Origin of the sequence: Sphaerobacter sp. (assembly GCF_019683595.1) — a bacterium.
GTDB lineage: Bacteria > Chloroflexota > Chloroflexia > Thermomicrobiales > Thermomicrobiaceae > Sphaerobacter.
Window position 1 is genome coordinate 1 of record NZ_JADGHZ010000250.1, and the last position, 3,985, is coordinate 3,985.

General features: G+C 69.9%; 2 protein-coding genes. Both read right to left on the reverse strand.

Translation table 11 applies throughout. The features are described 5' to 3' along the window. Positions 1-84: 84 nt before the first annotated feature. Positions 85-1,455: a TrpB-like pyridoxal phosphate-dependent enzyme gene (locus tag IRZ30_RS16105; protein WP_294086611.1), complete on the reverse strand. Its 1,371-nt coding sequence runs from the start codon at positions 1,453-1,455 to the stop codon at positions 85-87. Between the two features lie 228 nt (positions 1,456-1,683). After that, complete coding sequence (locus IRZ30_RS16110; RefSeq protein ID WP_294086612.1) at positions 1,684-3,891, reverse strand: LUD domain-containing protein; 2,208 nt, start codon at positions 3,889-3,891, stop codon at positions 1,684-1,686. Positions 3,892-3,985: the final 94 nt, after the last annotated feature.

Here is a 3,985-nt window from a genome sequence, read left to right on the forward strand (position 1 = left end):
GCGTATGGGGTGGGGGTTTGGGTACGCGGCGGGTCGCCATACGGCGACCGGCCGGCACGCGCACGTCTTCGAGCGGTCCTCGACCTAGTTCCCCACCGCGGGCAGACCGGCCAGCGCGGCCTCGATCGCCTCCTGCGGGTGGGCGTAGTCGACCAGTTGACCGGCGAAATAGGCCTGGTAGGCAGCCATGTCGAAATTCCCGTGGCCGCTCAGGCCGAACAGGATCGTCTTGGCCTCGCCGCTCTCCTTGCAGCGCAGCGCCTCGTCGATGGCGGCACGCACCGCGTGGGCGGACTCCGGTGCCGGGACGATCCCCTCGGTCCGGGCGAATTGCACCGCCGCCTCGAAGACCTTCGTCTGCGGCAGCGCCACCGCCTCGATCAGTCCCTGCTCGTAGAGCAGGCTCACCAGCGGTGCCATGCCGTGGTAGCGGAGCCCACCGGCGTGGATGGCTGCCGGCATGAAGGTGTGGCCGAGCGTGTGCATCTTCAGCAGGGGCGTCATCTGCCCGGTGTCGCCGAAGTCGTAGGCGTAGACGCCGCGGGTCAGCGTCGGGCAGGCGGCCGGCTCGACCGCGATGATCCGGATTTCCTTCCCCTGCAGCTTCTCGCGCACGAAGGGGAAGCTGAGCCCGGCGAAGTTCGAGCCGCCGCCGGCGCAGCCGATGATGATGTCCGGCTCGGCGTCGGCCATGGCGAGCTGCTTCTGCGCCTCCTGGCCGATCACCGTCTGGTGCAGCAGCACGTGGTTGAGCACGCTGCCGAGCGAGTAGTGGGTGTCGTCCCGGCTGGCGGCGTCCTCGACCGCCTCGCTGATCGCGATCCCCAGGCTGCCGCGCGAGTCGGGATCGGCTTCGAGAATGCGCCGGCCTGCCTCGGTGTCGGTACTGGGGCTGGGGACGCAGGTGGCGCCCCAGGTCTCCATCAGCGCCCGGCGGTAGGGCTTCTGCTCGTAGCTGACCTTGACCATGTAGACCTTCAGCTCGAGGCCGAAGAAGGCGCAGGCCATCGCCAGCGCGCTGCCCCATTGCCCGGCGCCGGTCTCCGTCGTCAGCCGCTTGATGCCGGCCTGCTTGTTGTAGTACGCCTGTGCCACCGCGGTGTTCGGCTTGTGACTCCCGGCCGGGCTGGTGCCTTCGTACTTGTAGAAGATCCGTGCGGGAGTTCCGAGCGCTTGCTCCAACCGGCGCGCCCGGTAGAGCGGGGTCGGCCGCCACAGGCGATACACCGCCTGGACTTCCTCCGGGATCTCGATCCAGCGTTCGGTGCTGACCTCCTGCTCGATCAGCGCCATCGGGAAGAGCGGCGCCAGATCATCGGGCCCGATCGGCTGGCCCGTGCCCGGGTGAAGCGGCGGCGCCGGGTTCGGCAGGTCCGCCTGCAGGTTGTACCAGGCGGTCGGCATCTCCGCTTCCGAGAGCAGGTACTTTGTCTGGCTATCGCCGTTACTCGCCATGGCGGCTCGTTCTCCTTTGCTCAGTGTCCCACGCGGCGGATTCCACGCCGCGTGCCCCTCCCTCCAACCTGGCAGACTGTCATGTCACCGGCGTGCGGGGCATGCCGGCGTCGGACCGCGTTCGCCAGGCTACCATGCTAGGTCATTGTACTGACAGCGATCTGCGTCCGTAAACGCGGCGTTGGTGTCGACTTCGCAACACTCGGCAGGTCGGGCACGCGCCGCGCATCACATCCCCAGCCGCTCCACGATCAACTCGGCCAGGTGGAGCGCGCGGACCGGGCTGCGGCGGGCGTGCAGGCCGCCGCGGATCTGCATCAGGCAGCCGGGGTTGTCGGCCACCACCACCGGCGCCTCGGTCGAGAGCGCGTTGTCGAGCTTGCGCGCGAGGATGGCCGATGACACCTGCGGGTAGTCAACCGAGAACGAGCCGCCGAAGCCGCAGCAGACGCTCGACTCCGGCATCTCCACCAGCTCCAGCCCCAGCACCTCGGTGATGATCCGTCGCGGCGCCTCGCGGATGCCCAGCGCGTTGTGTGACTGGCAGGCGTCGTGGTAGGTGACGCGCGGCCCCGGCTTCGTCCACTGCTGCGGGCCGAGCCGCGCCACGCGGTCGAGGAAGGTCGTCAGGTCGATCAGCCGCTCCGCCTGCCGTGCCGCCCGCTCGCGCCACTCCGGGTCGTCGCGGAACAGGTGCTGGTAGTCCTGGGCCATGGCGGCGTAGCAGCTCGTCGAGTTGCTCACGATCCAGTCGGCCTCGACCTCCTCCAGCACGCGCACGGTCTGCTCGGCCATCACCCGCCCGCGCGGGCGGTCGCCCATGTTGAGCGCGACCAGGCCGCAGCAGTGCTGATCGGGCGGGAAGATGACGCGGCAGCCGCAGGCTTCCAGCACCCGGATGGTGGCCTCGCCCATCTCCGGCATGAGCCGGTCGACCATGCAGCCGGGGAAATAGGCGACCGTCAGCCCTGCCGCCTGGCTGTCGGCGAAGCGGGGCTCTGGGGCCGGTTGCTGGCGTGCGCGGTTCCCGGCCAGGTGGCGGACCCGGTCGCGCAGCGGCTTGCGAGCCGGGGCGATCAGGTGGCGGTCCTGCGTCAGCTCCCCCTGGAAGGGGATGCGCTCGATGTAGCCGTCCCGAGCGAGCATCGCCGCCCCATGCGCGGCGACCCGCGCCCAGCGGTCACCCCGCTTGGGATCCTGCCAGCGCGCCATCACCTGCTCCTTCGGCGCGGGCAGCCCCATCGACTCGGTGACGCGGCTGCGCACTTCCAGGATCAGCCGTGGGATCGGGATGCCTGCCGGGCAGACCAGTTCGCAGGCATTGCAGGAGACGCACAGGCTCTGCGGGTCGGCCGCGGCGTCCAGCCCGTGGTGGATCGCCGTCAGCGGCAGGCCGATCGGCCCGGTGTAGATGTGGCCGAAGAGGTGCCCGCCGACAACCTGGTAGGGTGGGCAGACGTTCGAGCAGGCGCCGCACCGGATGCAGTAAAGCGTGTCGACCAGCTCCGGATCCTCACGCGCCGCCAGCCGCCCGTTGTCCAGCAGGACGATGTGGACCTCCTTCGGCCCGTGCACGCCCATGGCCGTGACCAGCTCGATGTCCGCCGTCCGGCTCGGGCCGGTGATGAAGGAGACATAACTGGTGATCTTCTGCGCCGTACCCGAGCGCGGCAGCAGCTTCAGCATGGCGGCCACGTCGTCGATGGTCGGCACGATCTTCTCCACCCCGAGAACCGCGACATGCACCGGGGGGAGGGTGGCGACCAGCCGATCGTTTCCCTCATTGGTGACGATGGCGATGGTGCCGGTCTCGGCGATGGCCGCGTTGGCGCCGGTGATGCCCATGTCGGCGTCGATGAATGCCTGCCGCAGTCGTTGCCGCGCGACGCCGACCAGCGCCTGCACCTCGGGCGAGACCTCCTGCCCGGTCTCCTTCGAGAAGAGCTCAGCGACCTGCTCGCGGGTGATGTGGATTGCCGGGGCGATCAGGTGAGACGGGTGGTCGCCCGCGAGTTGCACGATCCACTCGCCCAGGTCCGTCTCGACGACCCGGATGCCCCGCGCTTCCAGCGCCGGGTTGAGGCGGATCTCCTCGGTCGCCATCGACTTGCTCTTGACCGCCAGCTTCACCCCGCGCTCGGTCGCGATGTCGGCGATGATGCGGCAGGCGTCCTCCGGCGTCTTGGCCAGGTGGACGACGGCGCCGACCGCCTCCGCCTCGCGGGTGAACTGCTCGATCAGCTCCGGCAGCCGCGCGATCGCGTCCTCCTTGCGCCGGTGCAGGTCGGCCTGCATGGCGGGGAAGTCGAGCGGGGCGAAGGCTCCAGCCCTCCGGTCGCGGAACGTCGAGAGGGAGCGCCGCAGGGCGGTGGCGAGATCCGGATCGCGAACCGCGGCGTCCAGGCGCCGCTGGAACTCCTTACTGCGTGCCGGCATGAGACACCCCGTTTCCACGTGCGGCTCGCGCCCCCGAGGCGCTTGACCAGACTACGCGCATGATACCGCAGCGCCGGACACCGGCAGCGGGGGA

What these genes read in the sequence shown, in the direction of transcription:
- IRZ30_RS16110 (WP_294086612.1), bottom strand. Translation starts at nt 3,891, where the DNA reads ATGCCGGCACGCAGTAAGGAGTTCCAGCGGCGCCTGGACGCCGCGGTT.
- IRZ30_RS16105 (WP_294086611.1), bottom strand. Translation starts at nt 1,455, where the DNA reads ATGGCGAGTAACGGCGATAGCCAGACAAAGTACCTGCTCTCGGAAGCG.